We start from the raw sequence: 20,956 nt of genomic DNA on the forward strand, positions 1-20,956 counted from the left end.
CTTATTTTTGAAATGCAATTTTCTAATCTACACAAAATATTTTTTAGATTCTGATCCTTGTCTCATAGTGATTATAAATCCATACACTTCAATGAAAATTGAAAAATAATGAAATAACTTTTTCTTCATTAAAATTTTTTATTTCATTGTAAAAAATGATTTTTCTTTGGATATTTCACATCCTTTCCCATAGTAATCCTATAAGGTATAAACCATTTAGAACATTGGGAATATTCATGTATTTCCAATGTGAAATTATTGTAATGGATTGGAGAGCAGTTGAATATAGTTATTAAATCAAATAATGTTGAGAAAGTTTTATTTATTATATTGATAAAATTTTATGATGTAATTTATTACAAATAGATTAAGAAAAGAGTTTTAAATTTTTCTTAATCAGTTAGTGTGAAAATATCACATACTATTACATACAATTGAGTTACTTACATTTCATATTCAAAATAGAGAAAAGACACCTTGGATGGTGTCTTTTCTCTATTTTAATTCCATATACTTTTTACGCATTTGTTATTTTTAAACGATTTGTAGGAATTAATAAAACTCGAATATCTAACTTTTTGTATGTTCTAATATACAATAAAAATTATGTGAATTACGAATGTATTTCAGATAATTTTATAAATAAACTCAAAGATATCTTCTCCCCTACTGTCACGATAGCAATAATCTATTGCTTATTTCTTTTATTAAATTGTAATATAATTACAGTATGTGAAATTATATTACATTAACTTTAAAAGCGAAGTGAGAACAACCTTCACTTCGCTTTTTTCATTTGCAATCCTTATTAACTTTGCTCAATGCAATATTTATTTCAACATTCTTCGCTTTTATTTAATCGGTTTTTCTGATTTTAAAACAATGGAACTTAATGCAGGAACTTTAATTTTATTGTCATGGACAACATACAGTGGTTTACTTCCCGCCTGCTTGTCATCTACTAGTACTTTCCGAGGCCCTTTCGATGGAAGTGTTATTTCAACAGCTTCTCTATTTGCATTATGAGCCACTGTAAAGTATTCATGTTTATTCCCCTCTATTGTATAAGCTACAGTATTTTTCGGAGCATCAATAAATGATACATGTGTTTTTATTTGCTCAGCAGATATCATTCGAAAAGCTGAGTACTTTTTGCGTAATTCTATTAAGCCCTTAATATAATCTACTTCATTATTAAATGCTGCACGGCGCAACCAGTCCATTTGGTTAATTGAATCAGGAGATTTGTAACTGTTATGATCACCATACTTTGTGCGCATAAACTCTTGTCCCGCATGTAAGAATGGAATCCCTTGTGATGTTAATAAAATCGAAGAAGACAATTTGTGCATTTGTTTTCGCACTTCTTCACTATCACCTGGATTCGTCAATTCAAGTTTGTCCCATAATGTATGATTATCATGTGCTTCTACATAAGTTAGCACCTGCTCCGGATCTTGATAAGTAGACGAATTTATATCGTAGTCAATGCCTGCTGTAATCCCTTTTTTAATACGGTCTTCCATGTTTTCCTTCCCATTTACAAAGCCATTTTCTTTTTCCTCAAATACACTACCTTTCAATCCATCTCGTATATTATCGTTAAAATGAGCAATCCCTTTCATTTTCTCCGCATTTTTTTGATTTGCTTTCAAATCAGCAGCAAGAGGTGTATTTAAATCCCATCCTTCTCCATGCAATATAATAGAACGGTCAATTTGATTGATAGCTTTACGTATTTCATTCATCGTTTCATAATCATGAATACCCATTAAATCAAAACGGAATCCATCTAAATTATATTCTTTTGCCCAATATGTGACCGAATCCACCATAAATTTCCTCATCATTTTTCGTTCTGAAGCTGTATCATTTCCTACTCCAGTTCCATTTGCAAATGTCCCATCTTCATTGTAACGATAATAATAACCTGGAACTAACTTATGAAAATTAGATTCAGTAGCATTATACATATGGTTATATACTACATCCATCACTACGCGAAGGTTATTATCATGCAGTGTTTGAATCATTTGCTTTAATTCATTTATTCGAACAGTTGGCTCATATGGGTTTGTAGAATAGGACCCCTCTGGAACGTTAAAGTTTTTCGGGTCATATCCCCAGTTATATTGTGGTTCGTTTAAATTCTCTTCATTTACTGATGCATAATCAAATATCGGTAAGAGCTGAACGTGCGTAACACCAAGATCTTTCATATAGTCAAGTCCTGTTTTCACACCTTTAGGCCCTTTTGTTCCTTTTTCTGTTACCCCTAAATATTTCCCTTTCTGTTTAATGCCACTTTCGGGTTGAATAGAAAGATCGCGTACATGCAATTCATAAATAATAGCATCTTCCGGATTCTTTAATTTTGGCTTTTTGTTTGCCTTCCATTTTTTCGGATTTGTTTCTTCTAAATCAACAACTGATCCTTTATCTCCATTTACAGAAGCAGCACGTGCATACGGATCAACTGCTTCTGTCCACTTATCACCGATTTTGACCTTATACGTATAAAAGAGCCCTTTTTGATTCCCTTTTAGTTCTGCTTTCCAAGTGCCCTTTTCACCTTGTTGCATGTTTATTTCAGTACCTATTTTATCGTTCCATTTTTTATATGTAACTAACTTTGCTTCACTCGCAGTAGGAGCCCATACACGGAACTTCGTATGTTGTGGCGTATATATATTACCTAAATCGTTACCACCATAGTAAAATGAATGATCAAATTCCTCACTACGAATGACTTTACCGATTTCAGTATTCGTATTAGCTACGTTTTCGATTTTAACTTTGTATGATTGTTTTAAATCAATTTTCTGCTCCGTAATTATTTTAAACTTATTCGTAACATTGCCACTGTTTCTATCATAAGGAATAATATTCTTAATTTTAATGCCTTCAATTTGAATATTACGTTCCTTAATATGAAACGGGACATTAGTCGTTACAGTAATTTCATTGAAACTATCAATAGATGCTTTTTGAATTGATAATTCCGCAGAAGGCTTAGAGTTATATACTTTATCATCACCAGAAAGAATCCATACTTCAGCACGATCACCCTTTATATTTTCAATCCAACGATCGCCACCATCCTTTTCCCAATTATTTGTACGAATGATAAATCCTACACGGTTATAGTCACCATCTAAATTAATCTTAGCGTACTTTCCAAATTCATCTTCACCAGTAAATTCATATGATTTACCATTCGCATTTTCTCCCCATATCCAAAGGTTCCAGTCTTTTGTATTTCCAGACTGTTCTTTGTAATGAATGATAACTTCAGTTGTTTTCGAATTTGGAACTGCCTTTACACTTTGAAAAGAGAAAACAGATGATAACATAACGATTATAGTAAGTAATAAAACTGATTTGTTAATTAATCTTTTTATCATTTGCACCACATACACCCTTTCTTTAAATAGTACGTACAATTTATTATGCTCGTACTAAATTACACTACTTAAATTAATCTAGAACTCTCTTTTACTTCACCCCCATATTGGCTATTTTCACATATGTATTTCAATGATCTTTTAATACGAAAACGTTTGCATTAATGTTTAAAAAAATAGATTTATTTATGTCTGCATATATTTGTAAATACTAAAAGATCAAGGAAATCATTTTAAAGCAATCGTTTGTTATCGCTTTCATTTTATAGCACTTCCCATTAAGAGGTCAATATATTATTAATTTTCTGTTTTTATATACTTTAAACCTTATATATGTGTCGTAACTTCATAAAGATAGACAACCTAATTATTGATTAGTAAGTTTATTTTCACTCATACATTGCTGCCATACATAAAAAACAGCTACTGTCATTTTAAAGATAGTAGCTGTTTTTTATAATGTAATAATATATGAATGAAAACTATATTTCTAACTTATTTAATTTTTGCTGCATCAAATGCCTTTTGAACTGCTTGAACTTCAGATGTATTTGCTCCATATTTATTCGTTGCCACTCGAATACATGCTGATCTTAATTCTTTGAAATTAGAAGTCATGTTTAACTCATCTGTATTTGCATAATAGAAGATATCAAACATTTTATCTTCACCAATCCCTTTAACTGTTACACCGTTATGAGTTCCACCTTTTGCAATAAGATACGCAACTTTATTAATAATACTTGAATTAAAATGTACGCCACCTTGATCCCATCCATTAAAATCATTAAATTCACTGTAATCATCTGGATAAGGTACACCAAGTGAAGATGGAACAGAAGCCGGGTTTTCCATATCACGGAAAACAGATCCAGTTTGTTCCCCCATCGTCCAGTTAAAGCTTCCATTATTTACGTATTTCTCAATAGATGTTCCCATAATATCAGAAAGTGCCTCATTAATCGCACCAGATTCACCGTAGTATTCAAGGTTAGATTCGCTAGAAGTAACAGCATGTGTAAATTCATGGCCAGCTACGTCATATGCTTTGACGATAGGATCTCCATATACAAGCATACTTCCATTATTAGCACTTAATGCATTCTGCCAATTTTTCGGATCATTCGTCTCTTCAGAATCCCAAGCGTGTACAACTGAAACTACCTTTTGTCCCTTATTATCAAAGCTATTACGCTTATATTTATCTTTATAAAAATCAAATACTTTTGTTGCTAAGTAATGAGCACTTACTGCTTTTGGATCGTTAAATGTTGCCGAAGTACTAGTTGCTAATGTACCAGGATAATAGCTTTCTTCTTTAGTAATATCTCTGTAATTTACATCATATGTTTCAATTCCTTGCCCTCTTGTATAATCAGCAAGAGCATATTTGCCATTACTTTGTTTAGAGATACCAAATGAACGAGAAATACCTAAATCATCTTTTCCTGTTCCAGTTAATGATGTAAGACTGCTTTGTTTACTTTTCTTTAAAGCTCCAACTAGTTTTTCACTTGCTTTTAGGTTAGATTCTTGTACCATATTTTTTAACATGTCACCATTTTGTGCATTTAATAAATAAGTACCAGAAACATAGTTTGGTGTTGCAGCTTCAAACGTAACCTGGTATGCATTTTTAGCTTGTCCATTATTTTCATCAACAAAAATAACCTCTTTAACTTCTGGCTCAGAAATAAACTTGATATCGTTCCCGTACTTCGTATAAATAAATTGTTTTGCTTCATCTTTTGATAGATTAATAGGTTTTTTCAATTCTTCTTGTTTTAGATTTTGCGCGCTATCACCTGAAACACTTTTAATAACACCGTTATTATCTACGTGTGCAGTTAATTGATGGCCATATACTTCTTTTCCTTCGTATGTTTGCTGTATACGTACAAGTGTAGTCCCATCATATGAACCACGTTTTTGAAGAACTTTATAATCTACTCCTGTTTCTCCATTGACTTGCTTTGGAGAAAGAGCTTGTTCTGTTTTCTCCTTCAGAGCATCTTTTACTACAGTCTCTGGTGCCTTTTGTGACGGTTGTGTAAGTTCACCCGAACGGAACGATTCTTCCTGAATTTGAACTTGTAGTTGATCTGTTTCTTCAGCATGACCTACTCCGTATGGTGCTACAGCTGTTAAAGCTAAGCCTGTTGTTAAAGCTACCTTAGTTAATGTGTTTTTGTTTTTCATTTTTTCACCTCGTATAATTTTTAAAATAGAAAGCTTGTACAAAGTATACTTGCTGCTTCTGTCGAAAAAAAGGGAAAATACACAATTTATGTAACATTATGCAAAATTACATAATGTAAGGGCGATGATATAAATAAAGAACCACACATATAAGTGGATTAATTTCAATAAAAAAAGAGCTCCCTAAGGCGCTCTTTACATACGATTATAAATCATAAATGCATTGTGTCATTTATTAGTATATGCTCGTCTCATTAATTGTTTACTTGGTGATTTCTTTGCACATTAACCATTAAAAATCCGTTATCTAATACATTAAAATTCTTCGTTACTATTTGATTAGTAAATGAAAGAGAGAGTTAAAATAAAGTAAGAAACAAACATGATAAAAGCAAACCAATAGATAAAGATAGCACTCGACATGAATTGTGTAATTCTTTTTTTTATATAAATTTGTTTTACTTATTTACTTTCTGGGGATTAATTTGAAATCGTCCTTTCCAAGAACCAACTATTTTTCCTATTTTATTTATGTCTACATCTAATGTTAAAGGTTGTTTAAAGGAACCTTTTCCTTCAGGACCTTCAACAAATGTAATGACACCTTCTGGTCTGTCTTTATCGCGAATGCCTACATGCTCTAACTTTTTTCCTTCTGACAATAATTCGAATGGTAAATTGTCTTCACCTTGAATAAATGATAATTGTGAAAACATACCATTTCCTGTGTTATATTCAGGATTTTCTTCTTGTTGTCCGTTTACTTTTCCATCGCTTTTTATATCTAATCCATTTGTATCAAATTCAAATGGCATTAGAGCTCCATCGGCTTTTTCAACTCTATAATGAACAGATATACGTGCATCTGCCACATATAATTCTTTAAAATGTACAGTAATCCCCTGATCTGTTAGCTTCTCATCCAGAGGCATGAACTTGCCATTTGACATTCCTTCTACCTTGTTATTATTGTCATCTCTTATCCCTTCGTTGACTACCTCATCTTTAGAAACTTCATTAGCAAAGTAAGAAGCAATATTAGTTGCTGCAACTTGAACTTGTGGAATCATAGCTATAGTAAAAATACCTACCGCAGCAACCGCTGTATACATTAAGCGTTTTGATTTTTTATTCACATTTGAAAATACCCCATGCTTTCTTTCTGTCGTTTTATTTACGCTAAGTACATTATTAGACTCGTTATAATTTTTAAATGTTTGCCATGCTTTTTCAACATCAATATTTATTTCTGGAGTCTCATGAGCAAGTGTTGATTTTTCCCACTGACTTAATTCCGTTAGCTCAATTAATAAATTTTGACACTCCTTACATTTGTCTAAATGCTTTATAAATTGTTTTCTTTCCTCACGGGAAAGCTCGCCATCAATAAATGATTGAATGGATCCCATTTCATAACAAGTCATTTATTTCCCCTCCATTTGTTCAAAAATTTTCCGGAACTTTAGTTTAGCTCGTGCCAACAATGTTCCAATAGACGAATCATCAACCTGAAGTACTTGCGCGATTTCTTTATATCGAAACCCTGAAAATTTCATTAATAATATCGTTCGATCTTGTTCTTTCATTTTTCGCAAAACCATTTGTACTTTTGTAATTTCTTCTTTTCTAATCCATTCATCATCTAGTGACGAATCAATTTGAACTTCTTGATACTGGGTTTCTTTATCAATTCTTGCCTGATGTCTTTTTTCAGAGCGAATGTAGTTATAGGCGACATAAGTAGAAGACTTTATAAGCCAAGCGCGTAAATTTTCTATTGATTTCCAATCCGAATGATACAGTTGCAAAAACACCTCTTGCGCTAATTCCTCAGCAACCGTCTGTTCTTTAATGATCCATATTATTTGTTTTACAACATACGCATAGTTTTGTTTAAACAACGCTTCAAATGTTATATGTGAAACATTCCTCTCTTCACTTTTTATTGTTTGCATGTGAATAAAACCTCTCTCTCGTTTGATGCCTGCATTATAGAGAAACCAGAATGCTCATTTTTGTGACAAAAAAAATAATATTTTTTTATTATGTACTACTACGTACATTCATGATATAAACAAATATTCATATTAATTAAAGTAAACTTTTTTCTCAATAACAATATAAAACCCACTCTCAACTATTTTTAAGAGTGGGTTTTAAACTATTAAAAAAACAATTATTTTAATACCTCTTACAATTTATACTACTTTTCATTTGTTCTTTTTTATTGGTACAAATAAATCAACCTTTAATTTTCCTTCTAGGTCTTCTGCAACATTGTTCATACAAAACTCTAAATTATCCCTATCATAATCTGCACTATACTCACTATTTGGTAACCACACTGCGTACATGTATCGATAAACTACACTTAATTTATGAGGTTCATCATAAAACTGGTATAGAGCGTATATACCTCCATCTACACATTTAAATTGCATATCTTGATGAGGTTCTTTTTCAAAGTTTTCAGGTACGGTAACGCAAGCATCATGTCGGCACTTCTGACTTGCAACAAATTCAGGATTATCTAATGAAATTCCGATAAATGATTGCTCTGGTGGATGTAGATTATTTTCATTTGCCCACTGTAGTAACTTTTCCCAATGATCTTGTGGTTCAAAGTAACTACCAGTTCGTCTTATATATGCTACTTCTAATCGTTGTAAGTTTTTTATAACAACTTTCATATACATCAGCCCCTTAACAAATCTCTACTCAATTTATTTAGCCTTCATTTTCATATATTCCTTCATAAATAAAATAAATTTCATAATGGCGTAAACATTAATTGAAACATAGGGCACTGTTTTCAAATTGATATTACATCACTACATTTTTAGAAGTTATAGGTATGCAAAAATTTCATTTTAACTTTAAATAAAAAATCCCTGCCACTTTTATACTAAATAACATAATAGAATTCCTTTTATTGTCCTAGCAAATTACTAACATACAATAATTAAAAGCACTACTCTTTCAATTTATCATTTAATAAGTGTAAAAAATGCCCCTATTCATTCATTTTTCATGCGTATGTATGTACATTTGTTAATTTATTCGATATATTATGTGTATTGAATGATTATGAAAAGTTTATAGGTCGCTGAAAAATCTTATATTTTTATATCCATGAAAACTACAAAATGTATGTAAATCCATTTGTCAAATGAATTTAATGCGGAAGGAGGTTTGTGGTTACTTCATTGGGATATAATAATCAGTTTTGAACTGATAAAAATATAGGAGGCGACAACATGTTTCGTACGATTTCAAATTTCATGAGAGTAGCTGACATAAGAAACAAAATTCTTTTTACACTAGCGATGCTAATTGTTTTCCGAATTGGCACGTTTATTCCAGTTCCTCATACTAACGCAGAGGTATTAAAAGTACAAGATCAAGCTAACGTTTTAGGTATGCTAAACGTATTTGGCGGAGGAGCATTGCAACACTTCTCAATCTTCGCTGTAGGTATTACACCATACATTACAGCTTCCATCATAGTACAATTACTACAAATGGACGTTATACCTAAATTTTCGGAATGGGCAAAGCAAGGAGAAATGGGCCGTAAGAAATCAGCTCAATTCACTCGATACTTTACAATCATTCTCGCATTCATACAAGCCATTGGGATGTCTTATGGCTTTAATAATATAGCAGGTGGACAATTAATAACAGATCAAAGCTGGACTACATACTTATTTATTGCGACAGTTTTAACTGCAGGAACTGCATTTTTACTTTGGTTAGGCGAACAAATTACTGCTAACGGAGTTGGTAATGGTATTTCGATGATTATCTTCGCTGGTCTTGTAGCAGCAATTCCAAATGTTGCGAACCAAATTTATTTGCAACAATTTCAAAATGCAGGCGATCAATTATTCATGCACATCATAAAGATGGTTTTAATTGGTCTCGTAATTTTAGCAATAGTTGTTGGTGTTATTTACATACAACAAGCCGTGCGTAAAATACCAATTCAATATGCAAAAGCTGTTTCAGGAAACAATCAATATCAAGGAGCAAAAAACACTCATTTACCTCTTAAAGTAAATAGTGCTGGTGTAATTCCAGTAATCTTTGCTTCTGCATTTTTAATGACGCCGCGTACAATTGCGCAGCTCTTCCCTGATTCAAGCGTCTCAAAATGGATAGTTGCAAATCTTGATTTTGCACATCCAATTGGAATGACACTTTATGTCGGTCTTATCGTTGCTTTCACATACTTCTACGCATTTATTCAAGTAAATCCTGAACAAATGGCTGAGAATTTGAAAAAGCAAAATGGATATGTACCTGGTATTCGCCCTGGTAAATCAACAGAACAATATGTAACAAAAATTTTATATCGATTAACATTTATCGGCGCAATTTTCTTAGGGGCAATTTCGATTTTACCGCTCGTATTCACGAAAATTGCTACATTACCACCTTCTGCACAAATTGGTGGTACAAGCTTACTTATCATCGTCGGTGTAGCACTTGAAACGATGAAGACTTTAGAAAGTCAGCTTGTGAAACGTCATTATAAAGGGTTTATAAAAAAAGTAAATTAAGTAAAAAAACACAGTTGGTTATTTTTCCAACTGTGTTTTTAATTCTACTAGTTTTAATTTACCCACTAATGTATCAATGACTATTTCCAAGTTCTCTATTTTTTCTTCTAAAGCTTGAATGCGTTTCTCACTATCGTCTACACTATTATTCTTTAAATTATTAGTAGAGTCTTTGAACTGCTCCCCTATTTCAGGAATTACATTATCTATATTAGATTTTGATTTTTCACCATTATCGGTTGCATCTGTATTTGATTTCAATTCAAATTGAAGCTTATATGTATTTCCAGTTAACTCTTTAGCTATTTCTGAAATTAACTCTTTATAAGAATGCTCAACCCATCCTTGTTGGAATTCGTTTTCAAAATAAATGACCAATGAATTCTCATTTATTCTGGCTGTCGTTTCTTTGATCCACGTTTCATATGATGGTCTTGAAATTGTTAATTTCATTTTATCTTTTATTTTATTCCAAATTGAACTGGCTTCTTCTTGTCCGAAAGTGAATTGATTATTTTGCACGTGATGAATCTGCGCTATAGAAGTAGTATTTGATTTTATTTCAAACCAAATTTGATATTCTTTATTAGTAAGATTCTGTACGGTACTTGAAATTATATTTTTATACTCCCCTTCAAGCAAGTCACGATGAAACGCATCTTCACAATAGATTATTAATGTATTGTCTTCTATCGTAGCATTTGTATTTCTAATCCACGTCATATATGTTGTCTCTGCTAATTTTGGCCTTAATGCTTTCTTTACTTCATCCCAGCTACTAAGCCTTTCTTTTTGAACATCATTCAACTTATGGGGTTCGCCATTACATAGATCAAACTGAATTTCAAACGTCGTATTAAACATTTCTCTTAATGTATGAAATACTAATTCTTTGTAATGAGATTCTAACCAGTCACGTGCAAATTCATTCGGACAATAAATCGTTAATATATCATCTTCTAAATAAACAGTTGTATTAGTAAACCAAGTTTCATATGATGGTTTTGAAATTTGTGGTCGGATTTTTTCCTTTACTTCAGTCCAATTTATCTTCATAATAACTCCCCCTCTATTTTTGGTTTTCTTTCATATAGCTTAATAATATTACGACTTTCCCATAAATAAAGTCAATCCGTATTATTAATAAAATTAAAGCAGCCCTATTTTATACAGGGCTGCTTTTTTATACAACTACATTTCCTTCTCAAATAATCTACCTTGTTTGAAATAAGACCGGAGTGTGAATCGATTAGCTAAAAATACACCAACCAAAATGAAACAAGCACCTATGCCCATTGTAGGATTTAAAGGCTCTCCTAATATGATATACCCTACAATAATAGCAATTAAAGGTGATACGTATAACCATGTTGATGGGAATACAGGATTTGTTTTTGATAAGAGCCAATAATATAATCCGTGCCCACCAATTGATCCGATAAAGATAAGATATAAAATAGGCCACTGTACACTCCATGAAGCTAATACAGTTACATTCGGTTGTTCTACTATGACAGATACGATTAGTAATAATACCCCTCCGTAAAACATTTGAATGCCATTAATGAGAAATGGTGATACACTTTGTAAATCCGAAAGTATTTCTTTTGATCGAATAGAGCCTATTCCGTAAAATAACTCTCCTATTATTAAAACGAAACAAGCGATACTCCATATAAAACTTACTTCTTGGTGCATTCCTGGTAAAGAAACAAAAACAACGCCTATTAGTGCAATAATTAAAGCTAACAGTTGTTCCTTTTGCAATTTTGTCTTATTTCTCTTTGCCTGTAATAATAATATCATCATCGGCCCCGTAGCAGAAAGCACAGCAGCTAACCCTGAAGAAATATATTGTTCCGCCCAGTATAATGTTGCGAATGTCATAAACGTTAAACAAAAACCAGCATACATAATACGTTTTGAAAATACATGTGGCATTATTTCCTTTCGCTTTAACTTAAATATAATCATCAAAATTACGCCTGCTAAAAAGAAACGAATGCCCGCCGAAAATAATGGAGGCGCTCCTGCTTCAATTCCGATTTTTATCGTTAAAAATGTTGTTCCGAAAATAATACATACTAAAATATAATTGAAAATGACCATTTTCCTTCCTCCTTTTTACTCTTAACATGAGTATAGAAGGCATGGTGTATAACAGTGTAACTATGTATATAACAGTTACCTAAAATCGTAGTTGATTCTCTAAATATTTTTCGCTTTAATTAAAGAAAAACGAAAAAGGTGAAACCATGAAGATTGTCCTTCGTAAAGAATCCAACATACCGTATTATCAGCAAATATATATGCAAGTTGTTGAAAGAGTACAATGTGGCATGCTCTCGCATGGTGACGCACTTCCATCTTTACGCTCTATGGCCGAAGATTTGCAGATTAGCCTACTAACTGTTCGCAAAGCATATAAGCAATTAGAAAAGAAAGAATATATTCGCATCCAGCAAGGAAAAGGTGCTTATATACATAAACATGGAAATAAAGATTTCAAACCAATTCCGTATAACTGGCAACAAACGAAAACGATAAATGTTATGCGATCTCAATATGCAATGAATCAGCACCGGAAATATTACGATTTTTCACAAGCGATTTTGTATCCTCGTTTATTGCCAAATCCATTCTTAGCTGATGAAATGCATAAAATACTGAATAAAAACCAGATGATCCTTGCAACATATGGGCCAGTTCAAGGCGATTATGAACTACGAGTTGAAATAGCAAATTACTTACATGAACACCAGCAATTAGTAACAGACCCATCTCAATTATTAATTACAAGCGGAGCACAACAAGGGATAGATTTAATTGCTCAAACATTATTAAAACCTGGTGATATTGTATTAGTGGAAAGTCCGTGTTACAGTGCAGCACTTGATATTTTTATCAATAAAGGCGCTCAAATCATTCCAGTTACACTTGATAATCATGGAATTCGATCCGATTTAGTCGATGATATTTGTCAAAGTAAAAATCCCGTATTATTGTATACGAATCCGACTTTTCAGAACCCAACAGGTACAGTAATGAGTAAAGAACGGAGAATGGAACTTATAGAACTAGCAGAGCTATATCAGTTTTTTGTAATTGAAGATGATTCTTTCGGAGAAATATATTTTGAGGGTGCGACTGTTCCCCCTCCTATCAAAAAATTTGATACGAATGGCCACGTAATTTATATAAAAGGATTTAGTAAAACGTTAGCACCTGGACTGCGTATCGCCTCGCTTATTGCTGATGGACCTATTTTCGAATGGTTATTTGCTGTAAAAGGTTCAATGGATATCGGTAGTCCTTTATTAACACAAAAAGCACTTCTACCGTTTTTACGTGCAGAACGTATGAAAAACCATTTAGAAAAATTACGTACTGCTTTACAAATTAGACGTGATATAACGATTGATATGTTATCACCACTCAAAGAAATAAGATTTGAAATACCAAATGGTGGCTTTAATTTATGGATTACACTTCCTGATTCGATAGATCCCTTTAGCCTATTACAAAAAGCAAATGAAGTAGATGTCTCTTTTTTACCAGGAACAGCTTGTCTATTAAATAATGATATAAATAATAACCAAATAAGGGTTAGCTATTCTATGCTAAATGAAAAAGATATGTTAATTGGTTTAGAGAAATTACATGATACAATACGAAACTTTAAGCTATAATAGCATATGCACAATATCCTTAAGCTAAAAGTAAATACCCCAAAATATTTTTGTTTTGGGGTATAATGAAATTTTGGAAAATACTTAATCATTTTTATTCCACTTTCATTACAATCTTACCTCTTACATGTTGACCTTCACTCAAAATATGAGCTTCTCTAACCCCTGCTTCATTAAACGGTACAACTTTACTTATGATTGGTTTTATTTTTCCATGTACAATTAAATCTGATAATTCTTCTAGTTGCTTTCCATTTGGTTTTAGCCATAAAAATCCTGATTTTATCCCTTTTATTTTTTGAATTGGTTCATGAACAATCGAAACGAAAACACCACCAGGTTTTATAATTTGAAAACTTTTTTCTTGTACTTCGCCACCTATTGTATCTAATACGATATCAAAATCTGATAGTAGTTCTTCAAATTTATCTTTTTTATAATCAATAACGAGATCTACTCCTAAAGACTTTAAAAATTCTTCATTCTTACTACTTGCAGTTGTCGCAACAAAAGCTCCAAATGATTTTGCGATTTGAATTGCTAAACTTCCAACTCCACCAGCTCCCGCATGAACGAGTACTCGGTCATGTTCTTTTATTTTTGCGTAATCTACAAGACTTTGCCACGCAGTAAGTCCTGCAAGAGGAATCGAAGCTGCCTCTTCGAAACTTAGATTTGTAGGCATATCGGATACTAAATCCGATTTTACTGTAATGAATTCAGCATAAGAGCCCTGTCCTATATTTTCAGGTTTCGTATACACCTTATCACCTGTTTTGAAACACTCTACCTCTTCCCCAACTTCTTCAATAATTCCAGCAACATCTAATCCTAAAATGATCGGAAATGAAAACTGTAACTGTTTTTGTAAGTCTCCCTTTCTAATTTTCCAATCAACAGGATTAATAGATGTTGCGAGAATACGTATTAATACCTCATTACCTTTAACAACCGGTTTTAAAACTTGTCTTTCTTTTAATTCTTCAACACTACCATATTGATCTATAACAATTGCTTTCATTTCCATTCCTCCTTGCTGTTTATTGTAATAACATACAAATATTTCTCAAAATTTTTTGCCTTGAATTAGCATAAACTTATTTTTGGAGGTAATTACGTAAGAAACATTATGAATTCCAAAAAGAACCTTACACTCACCTTAGAATTATTCAAAACTGATTTTCAATTACATTCAAAAGAAATGGGGAAAACTTTATGACTGAAAAGATATTTAAAATAAACGGGATTGATATATGTACAGAAAGCTTTGGGAACCCTAAAAATCCAGCTATTTTATTAATTATGGGGGCTACGTGTTCAATGGTGTATTGGGATGAAGAGTTTTGTGAACAGTTGGCTAACACAGGGAAATTTGTTATTCGTTTTGATAACCGTGATGTAGGACGATCTGTTGCATATGAACCCGGTACTTCCAATTATACAGTGACAAATATGGCAGAAGATGCGATTGGTGTACTTGATGCTTATCATATTGATCAAGCGCATCTATTTGGTATGTCATTAGGTGGTATGATCGCTCAAATTGCTGCTGTAAAACATCCCGGAAGAATTTTATCGTTAACATTATTAGCTACAAGTGTAATAGGCTCTGACGATAACACGCGTGATTTACCTCCAATGGATGAAAGAATTTTAACACATCACGCAAATGGCACGCATTTAGATTGGACAAATGATAAAGTTGTAGCAGAATATTTAGTTTCCGGATCTCGCCTATTATGTGGATCAAAACGAACATTTGATGAAAAAAGAGTCTATAAACAAGTAATACAAGAAATAGAACGAGCTAACAATTTATTAAGCATGTTTAATCACGCTTTACTTCAAGGAGATGATGCATATGAAGGTGTGCTTCACTTCATACAAGCACCTACATTAGTTATTCATGGAACAGACGATACTGCACTTCCTTTCGAACATGGTCTCGCACTAATTGATGAAATCCCTAACTCTGTTCTATTAACCCTTGAAGGCGCTGGACATGAAATTCATTCAGATGACTGGGAAGACATAATACATGCTGTTACTGAACATACAGCTAAAATATAAATAACGAATAGAAGGGGCATAAAATTTGGTGCGCCCCTTCTATTCGTTACATGAAAAAAAGCCCATCACTGTATCCGTATGTATAGTGATGGGCAATACTTATATTTTTCTATGTTTAAAAAAACGGACAATCTAATTGATCAACAGATTCCCATGATCTTTTTTTTATATTTTCAGTGGATTTATTAGCCTCTAGTGGTACGTTTTTAAAAGGGTTTACTTCTACCTTTAATATGGAAGATGGCTCTACGTATAATGAGAAAACATGGCTACTTGGTATAGCTTTTGACACATCAATATCTCCTACTTGTTTAAAAAGTTGCTGCGCCGCAAAGAAAAAGAAATTAGTTGGGTTGGATTGTTTATTTAGCCATGCAAGCATTTCAGGTGATACTGACTTATGAATATTGATTTTCACTCGATCACCACGTTTATATCGCCTAGATCGCATGCTTCCACCAACTAACTTATCGTTAAGTTTGTAAATCCTAACTCTTTTTGCTTATGCTCTCTATATTTTGGTGAACAAGTGTAGACTAATAATCCACGTGCATTTGTAAATAAAGGATTATCTACAAAGATTACATTTGTTAGTCGTCCTTTTTGCTTTAAAATCATTTTCAAACTGTTTTTAATAATTACTGCGCCCCCGCCATAAATAAATACGTATGGATCGTCTTTCATATCATCAATTTTATTTATGATATCCGTTGCGACACGCGCTGCTAAACCTAATAATGCTGGTTGTGATTCTTCAACTAATAACGCATTTCTTGGGTGCTTTTCATGTAAATAAATTTGGTTAAACTCTGTAATACTATCAATCGTCTTTGTTGGATATTTCCGGTTCCATCTTGTAATAATTTGTAGCAACGTTTCTTTCACACCATATGATAAACCTTTACTTAACTGTGGTCTAAAGTTAACACCTAATGAAACTACTTCTTCTGTCGTCCCAGCGCCTATATCAAAAGATAAGAGTGTTTTATCAACAAAATCAATTTCTGATACTTGATTTTGTTCACATTCTATTTTATGTTTCACAACATTTCCTTCTTCATCATATACTATGCCCCACGTCCCAGAAGCGCCCTCTGGTAGGCATTTACAATATTCGATTGAAATATTAATTGTCACATCACGCCCGTTAGGATAATGGAACACAACCTTATGATTGCCCATATAACGTTTCGCGTTTTCCGCAGCTATCTCTTGTGTAATAAGCTGCATAGGAAGAGCAACAGATAAATCGTAACGAATATTAATATGACTAGAAGTTGGACTTTGGCGCATAGCACTTACCGCTAAACCAGATAGAATTGTAATAACCATTAACTCATCAGTTGACTTATTCGATTTCTTCTCAACCTCAGTCCCTTTTAATTGATCTTGAATGACTTTTTCTCCAACGATATACCGCACGTTATTTAACATTAGCGATGGAGAACTAATGGTCACGTCAATGTGATTTTCTAATTCAGATAATGAAACATCTCCTTCATCTAACAATCCTGTAGGCTCTCCTATATATAAAGAATATATACTCGGAATAAATATAGGCTCTTGCCCTTTCACCATTAACTTCAAACCGTTATTTCCTGCATCAGCACCAGCTTTTAATAGAATAGACATAACTACCCCCTAAATTAATCTGACATCCCTTCCAAATATATGCGAGCCCATTCTTTTACATTCAAATGTAATGTAATTTTTTATAAAAGACAAAAACAAAATATTATATTATTCCCTTATTGTGTAAAAAGTATTTGACATAAAACTTTTCCAATTTTATACTATGTATGTAAAGAGTTTTTTACATTATAGGAGGTGTCATTTCTACATTGAAGCATAAAAAAATCATTTTCATAATTATCGTTATATCATTACTCGGAATCCTCTTACATGGCGCATATAAATATATAACGGAAGGTTCAATTTTAGGCGGAACAATATTCGCTTTTTCGTTAATACTTGGTAATTTAATTAATCAAATTACGTGGGGAGATCCGAACGGAGTATCGGAAGAAAGCCAAGATGAAATGGGACAGCAAATTACATATAAAAGCTTTAAAATTGCTTATTTTGTACTTATATGCCTGATGTTTTTTATTTTAATATTATCAGAAGGAATCTCCTTCCTATTACTCGATGAAATAAAAAATCTTCCTCTTTTTATCGCACTTTGCTCTTCATTCTTTATTTATCCTATTGTCGAACTTATAGTCGCAAAACAATATAAATAAAAAGATGAGATTTTGTAAAGTGATAATAATGTTATTTCATTTTGATTTAAAAATATAAGAGCCTTACTACAAATTATATTGTAGTAAGGCTCTTTAAAGTTGTTTAATTTCTAGCCTTTTAAATGAGTTTATAGACAAATATAAATAATAAATTTGTTTGAATCTTATTCAACTAAAGCTCCCATTAGTTGAAGTGTAATTGTTCAAAAATTATTGAGATTCTTCTAGGAAATTAAAATCACCATCAATAAGATCCTGTAAATACTCATCAAAGCTGTTTGCAATCACTTCATATTCATCAGGGTCGTGTAAAAAACGAATGATTTGACCACATACCCCTTTGTCAGAAGGATTAAAATCAATATACAGCTTTGATGTTCCACCGTTGTTCATACAATCTGAAAAGTGAATATACGTGCCAGGGAGAAGCCCCTCTGGATTTATTTTAGAGTCAACAGCATCCTCTTCATCTTGGTATTCTAAAAGATAGGAGACGTCTTCTCCTTCTTTTGAACTCTCGATCATCTCCTGTGTAGAGAGCAAATAATATGGATACTCTTCAACATCTGAACCTAAAATACATACCGTGACTTCGGTTTCTCCATATTTCCGCCAATATGTACCATCGATATTTTCAAGTAAATAGATTAATGATTCTGGACAATTCGGATATTTAAACCTTAATATATCAATATCCTCTTTTGTAGCACCGTATGCTTTATTTAGTGCTTCGAGATCATCTGTTGATAATGCTGCTTTCAAACCATTTAAAAATTTGTTTACCAAATCCATTATTTTACCCTCCCAATAATCAAATATAAATTTTTTAGTCTATATACCTAACATAAATAAGATTTGGCCTTTAACTGTTTTCGCATATAATTTAATTAGTACCATTACGCTCTAGCTCTTCTCGATTAAAGTATTGTTCTAGTAACTCTTTACCTGTTTTTATTGTAGTATAGTACTCTCCATCATACAGTTTCCCTTCTGATGGATTGTGAAAATCTTCATATTTCTTGAAGTCTTCATTTTCTTCAAATGATTTCTTTGCAAGGTCCATGTCTTCTGCTTCTATTTTAGCAAACAATCTACCTATATCGAATATCCCTTCTTCATCAATACTCTCTTCTAAAAGGTAGTGTTCCTCTTCCTCTATAGGTGTTAGTTTACTTTTTGTAATAGAATATAAATGTTTCGTTTCTTCTACTTGTACCATAATAAAAATCCAACCAACTCTTACAACCGTACATGGTGCCAACCCTTCTAATGTAAATGCAACTACCTTTTGGTCTTTCACAAATTTCCCCATCTTATCTACCCCTTAATTTGTTTATTTTATACTATAGTCTCTTAAACATTTGTAAACCCTAAGTAATGAGTCTCTAAGAGTTTTCTTTTCTGCAGATGTTAGTCTATTGTTAATCATATTTACCGTATTTCTTTACATCCCCTCAATTATCGTTTTTAATTTACTCACAGTCCGCCAATTCCTAACTGTAGCTGGTGTATGTAACCTCTGAAATTGATTCATTAATTTAGAGTTTCGAATGCTATTTTTGAAAAACACATACACTACATTTTCATCTATATAACAATCTTCAGTCTCATTTTTTTGCATAAGTAACTGATCTTTTTCTTTTTCAGAAAGTCCATTTGCTAAGAAGGCAACATGTATACTTTCACCTTCTAGCAATGAATTAGCTTCATAAGGGCATCTTTTTATCGTATTTATAAATTCATCATGCGTTCTTAACATGACCGGAACATCAAAACCAAAAACGTTTTTAATTTCAGATTGTATTCGTTCCTTTAGGAAATTTATATCTTCCTCAGATTTGAACACGATATTACCGCTTTGAATATATGTTTTCACTTGTTTTAACCCTATTAATTCAAACATTTGTTTTAAAGTAGCCATTTTCATTATCTTATGCCCACCTACATTGATTCCTCTTAGTAATGCAATATAAATTGTCATATCGTTTCTCCTCGTTTAAATGTGTTTCCCAATTGATGAAAGATATTAAATTTTAATATACCCTATAAGAACCTTGCTACATTTTATTGTAGTAAACTTCTTATAGGGATTTAATTTCATTCAATGAAAACAGCTGTTTGTTGAGTAGTAAATACTTTCGTTATAGAGCCGTCGCCTTTTTAAACAAAGGTATGTACCCTCCACTAGGCCCATAAGCAACTCCAATCTTTTCCCATCCATATTTTTCATAATAGTCTTTAAGATCTGAAGTCAGATAAAGAAATTGGTACCCTCTCTTTGCAGTTTCTAGCAGTCCATGATTCAGCAATTTTGCTCCTACAGAATTGCCTCTAAATTTTTCATCTACAAACAAACATGCTAGCCAAGGGCTCAAATCCTGGCGACTATTTAAATCATTGCGAATTAATGCATACGTTCCGATGATCTCATCATCTACTTTTGCAATGTAAAAACTCGGTATGTCATTTGGATCAGTTAAAGCATTAATCATACAATCTTCATAGAATGCACGCCCACCTTCCTCACCCCATTCTTTCCAAAAAACATCTATGGCCTTATTAAATACATCATCCTTCTTTAGTAATTGAATGATTTCCATAAAGCTACGCCTCCCAAAAGTGTTAATTAATGATTGTATAACTATAAAAACTAAATGTATTTCAAGTAACTTTATTTTTTATGTAACTATCTATAATTTCTTTACTCTTAAATATAACCTATTAATATGTATTCTCTTATTGTCTACATAAAAAAACTTACTACTTTATTATGCAAGAGTAAGTTTTTT

The 20,956-nt window shown here is 32.3% G+C and carries 18 protein-coding genes; 4 read left to right on the forward strand and 14 right to left on the reverse strand.

Annotated elements, in window-relative coordinates; translation table 11 throughout:
• Window positions 1–851: 851 nt before the first annotated feature.
• The 5 genes from pulA to FS742_RS05745 all read right to left on the reverse strand — a co-directional run bounded on the left by pulA (window position 852) and on the right by FS742_RS05745 (window position 8,293).
• Entirely contained in the window at window positions 852–3,410 is a 2,559-nt protein-coding gene (gene pulA, locus FS742_RS05725; protein WP_144611550.1) for a type I pullulanase, read from the reverse strand.
• 489 nt (window positions 3,411–3,899) lie between these two features.
• Window positions 3,900–5,603: a M4 family metallopeptidase gene (locus FS742_RS05730; protein WP_144611551.1), complete on the reverse strand. Its 1,704-nt coding sequence runs from the start codon at window positions 5,601–5,603 to the stop codon at window positions 3,900–3,902.
• A gap of 458 nt (window positions 5,604–6,061) precedes the next feature.
• A complete protein-coding gene (locus FS742_RS05735; protein ID WP_144611552.1) occupies window positions 6,062–7,027 on the reverse strand; it encodes a DUF4179 domain-containing protein in 966 nt (321 codons plus the stop codon).
• Window positions 7,028–7,558: an RNA polymerase sigma factor SigX gene (locus tag FS742_RS05740; protein WP_144611553.1), complete on the reverse strand. Its 531-nt coding sequence runs from the start codon at window positions 7,556–7,558 to the stop codon at window positions 7,028–7,030.
• Between the two features lie 255 nt (window positions 7,559–7,813).
• Window positions 7,814–8,293 (reverse strand): AraC family transcriptional regulator, encoded by a 480-nt coding sequence (locus tag FS742_RS05745; RefSeq protein WP_144611554.1) that lies wholly within the window; start codon window positions 8,291–8,293, stop codon window positions 7,814–7,816.
• A 567-nt stretch (window positions 8,294–8,860) separates the two neighbouring features.
• Between FS742_RS05745 and secY the strand changes: the two genes are divergently transcribed.
• The gene (secY, locus tag FS742_RS05750; protein ID WP_144611555.1) at window positions 8,861–10,165 is read left to right on the forward strand and encodes a preprotein translocase subunit SecY; all 1,305 of its coding nucleotides are present in this window, start codon (window positions 8,861–8,863) and stop codon (window positions 10,163–10,165) included.
• A gap of 18 nt (window positions 10,166–10,183) precedes the next feature.
• Here secY and FS742_RS05755 read toward each other — a convergent pair whose 3' ends face one another.
• Entirely contained in the window at window positions 10,184–11,221 is a 1,038-nt protein-coding gene (locus FS742_RS05755) for a DnaA N-terminal domain-containing protein (protein WP_144611556.1), read from the reverse strand.
• A gap of 135 nt (window positions 11,222–11,356) precedes the next feature.
• The gene (locus tag FS742_RS05760; protein ID WP_144611557.1) at window positions 11,357–12,274 is read right to left on the reverse strand and encodes a DMT family transporter; all 918 of its coding nucleotides are present in this window, start codon (window positions 12,272–12,274) and stop codon (window positions 11,357–11,359) included.
• 146 nt (window positions 12,275–12,420) lie between these two features.
• Between FS742_RS05760 and pdxR the strand changes: the two genes are divergently transcribed.
• On the forward strand, window positions 12,421–13,854 hold the full coding sequence (gene pdxR / locus FS742_RS05765; protein ID WP_144611558.1) for a MocR-like pyridoxine biosynthesis transcription factor PdxR: 1,434 nt from the start codon (window positions 12,421–12,423) through the stop codon (window positions 13,852–13,854).
• A gap of 94 nt (window positions 13,855–13,948) precedes the next feature.
• Here pdxR and FS742_RS05770 read toward each other — a convergent pair whose 3' ends face one another.
• Window positions 13,949–14,875 (reverse strand): NADP-dependent oxidoreductase, encoded by a 927-nt coding sequence (locus tag FS742_RS05770; protein WP_144611559.1) that lies wholly within the window; start codon window positions 14,873–14,875, stop codon window positions 13,949–13,951.
• A gap of 194 nt (window positions 14,876–15,069) precedes the next feature.
• On the opposite strand from FS742_RS05770, the gene mle reads away from it, so the two are divergent.
• Window positions 15,070–15,924 (forward strand): BCA family alpha/beta fold macrolide esterase, encoded by an 855-nt coding sequence (gene mle / locus FS742_RS05775; RefSeq protein ID WP_144611560.1) that lies wholly within the window; start codon window positions 15,070–15,072, stop codon window positions 15,922–15,924.
• 115 nt (window positions 15,925–16,039) lie between these two features.
• On the opposite strand, the gene FS742_RS05780 is transcribed toward mle, so the two are convergent.
• Together FS742_RS05780 and FS742_RS05785 are read right to left on the reverse strand one after the other, a co-directional pair.
• Entirely contained in the window at window positions 16,040–16,375 is a 336-nt protein-coding gene (locus FS742_RS05780; protein WP_144611561.1) for a hypothetical protein, read from the reverse strand.
• An 11-nt stretch (window positions 16,376–16,386) separates the two neighbouring features.
• On the reverse strand, window positions 16,387–17,556 hold the full coding sequence (locus FS742_RS05785; protein WP_144611562.1) for a ParM/StbA family protein: 1,170 nt from the start codon (window positions 17,554–17,556) through the stop codon (window positions 16,387–16,389).
• A gap of 209 nt (window positions 17,557–17,765) precedes the next feature.
• Between FS742_RS05785 and FS742_RS05790 the strand changes: the two genes are divergently transcribed.
• Window positions 17,766–18,167 carry a hypothetical protein gene (locus FS742_RS05790; RefSeq protein WP_048525815.1) on the forward strand — a complete coding sequence of 134 codons (402 nt, stop codon included), beginning with the start codon at window positions 17,766–17,768 and terminating at the stop codon, window positions 18,165–18,167.
• 210 nt (window positions 18,168–18,377) lie between these two features.
• Here the strand turns inward: FS742_RS05790 and FS742_RS05795 are convergent, their stop codons facing one another.
• From FS742_RS05795 to FS742_RS05810, 4 genes are all read right to left on the reverse strand, one after another.
• Complete coding sequence (locus FS742_RS05795) at window positions 18,378–18,959, reverse strand: SMI1/KNR4 family protein (RefSeq protein ID WP_144611563.1); 582 nt, start codon at window positions 18,957–18,959, stop codon at window positions 18,378–18,380.
• A gap of 91 nt (window positions 18,960–19,050) precedes the next feature.
• Window positions 19,051–19,479, reverse strand: coding sequence for a hypothetical protein (locus FS742_RS05800; RefSeq protein WP_144611564.1), 429 nt, complete (start codon window positions 19,477–19,479; stop codon window positions 19,051–19,053).
• Between the two features lie 132 nt (window positions 19,480–19,611).
• On the reverse strand, window positions 19,612–20,148 hold the full coding sequence (locus FS742_RS05805) for a DUF1697 domain-containing protein (protein WP_144611565.1): 537 nt from the start codon (window positions 20,146–20,148) through the stop codon (window positions 19,612–19,614).
• A 160-nt stretch (window positions 20,149–20,308) separates the two neighbouring features.
• A complete protein-coding gene (locus tag FS742_RS05810) occupies window positions 20,309–20,767 on the reverse strand; it encodes a GNAT family N-acetyltransferase (protein WP_144611566.1) in 459 nt (152 codons plus the stop codon).
• Between the last annotated feature and the right edge of the window lie 189 nt (window positions 20,768–20,956).

The sequence above is a fragment of the Bacillus cereus genome, from assembly GCF_007678085.1.
GTDB classification, from domain to species: Bacteria; Bacillota; Bacilli; order Bacillales; family Bacillaceae_G; genus Bacillus_A; species Bacillus_A cereus_BE.

Bases quoted from the DNA above. Each gene is read 5' to 3' on its own strand.
- FS742_RS05730 (WP_144611551.1), bottom strand. From the start codon at position 5,603: ATGAAAAACAAAAACACATTAACTAAGGTAGCTTTAACAACAGGCTTA.
- FS742_RS05735 (WP_144611552.1), bottom strand. From the start codon at position 7,027: ATGACTTGTTATGAAATGGGATCCATTCAATCATTTATTGATGGCGAG.
- FS742_RS05740 (WP_144611553.1), bottom strand. From the start codon at position 7,558: ATGCAAACAATAAAAAGTGAAGAGAGGAATGTTTCACATATAACATTT.
- FS742_RS05745 (WP_144611554.1), bottom strand. From the start codon at position 8,293: ATGAAAGTTGTTATAAAAAACTTACAACGATTAGAAGTAGCATATATA.
- secY (WP_144611555.1), top strand. From the start codon at position 8,861: ATGTTTCGTACGATTTCAAATTTCATGAGAGTAGCTGACATAAGAAAC.
- FS742_RS05755 (WP_144611556.1), bottom strand. From the start codon at position 11,221: ATGAAGATAAATTGGACTGAAGTAAAGGAAAAAATCCGACCACAAATT.
- FS742_RS05760 (WP_144611557.1), bottom strand. From the start codon at position 12,274: ATGGTCATTTTCAATTATATTTTAGTATGTATTATTTTCGGAACAACA.
- pdxR (WP_144611558.1), top strand. From the start codon at position 12,421: ATGAAGATTGTCCTTCGTAAAGAATCCAACATACCGTATTATCAGCAA.
- FS742_RS05770 (WP_144611559.1), bottom strand. From the start codon at position 14,875: ATGAAAGCAATTGTTATAGATCAATATGGTAGTGTTGAAGAATTAAAA.
- mle (WP_144611560.1), top strand. From the start codon at position 15,070: ATGACTGAAAAGATATTTAAAATAAACGGGATTGATATATGTACAGAA.
- FS742_RS05780 (WP_144611561.1), bottom strand. From the start codon at position 16,375: ATGCGATCTAGGCGATATAAACGTGGTGATCGAGTGAAAATCAATATT.
- FS742_RS05785 (WP_144611562.1), bottom strand. From the start codon at position 17,556: ATGTCTATTCTATTAAAAGCTGGTGCTGATGCAGGAAATAACGGTTTG.
- FS742_RS05795 (WP_144611563.1), bottom strand. From the start codon at position 18,959: ATGGATTTGGTAAACAAATTTTTAAATGGTTTGAAAGCAGCATTATCA.
- FS742_RS05800 (WP_144611564.1), bottom strand. From the start codon at position 19,479: ATGGGGAAATTTGTGAAAGACCAAAAGGTAGTTGCATTTACATTAGAA.
- FS742_RS05805 (WP_144611565.1), bottom strand. From the start codon at position 20,148: ATGACAATTTATATTGCATTACTAAGAGGAATCAATGTAGGTGGGCAT.
- FS742_RS05810 (WP_144611566.1), bottom strand. From the start codon at position 20,767: ATGGAAATCATTCAATTACTAAAGAAGGATGATGTATTTAATAAGGCC.